Origin of the sequence: Deinococcus pimensis DSM 21231 (assembly GCF_000519345.1) — a bacterium.
Taxonomy (GTDB): Bacteria; Deinococcota; Deinococci; order Deinococcales; family Deinococcaceae; genus Deinococcus_A; species Deinococcus_A pimensis.
Genome location: NZ_KI912675.1, coordinates 1 through 380, shown reverse-complemented (window position 1 = coordinate 380; position 380 = coordinate 1). Strand labels below are relative to the sequence as shown.

Genomic DNA, 380 nt, shown 5'->3' with positions numbered 1-380 from the left:
ATCGTGCTGATCGCCGTCACCTCACCCGACTTGTCCACCGGTGAGGGTGCCGGGCCAAGGTCGCGATCCTGCCGGACGCCCTCGAAGCGCAGCTGCGCCGTGCCGTCCGCGCCGGTCCTGTCGTGCATGACTTCCTCCCCGGCGAGCGCCGCGAGGATGTTGGTGTGCTTCTGCGCGTAGGACCCGTCGCCGTCCGCCGCGAAGACACGCCAGCGCACGTCGGCGCCTTCCACCACACCCGCGTTGGGCGTGCTGAAGTCCACCCCGACGTGGTTGAACGCCAGTCGGAAGCAGTTGAGGTACTGCAGGCCCGCGTTCAGGTCGTAGTGCACCTTCACGGTGGCGGTATGCACGCCGTCGCCGTTGCTGACGGTGCTCTT

Annotated in this window: 1 protein-coding gene; it reads right to left on the bottom strand. The window is 68.2% G+C overall.

What is annotated here, in order from left to right:
* Nucleotides 1-380: hypothetical protein (locus tag DEIPI_RS40610; protein ID WP_045235075.1), on the bottom strand; the 380-nt coding region annotated here is incomplete at both ends.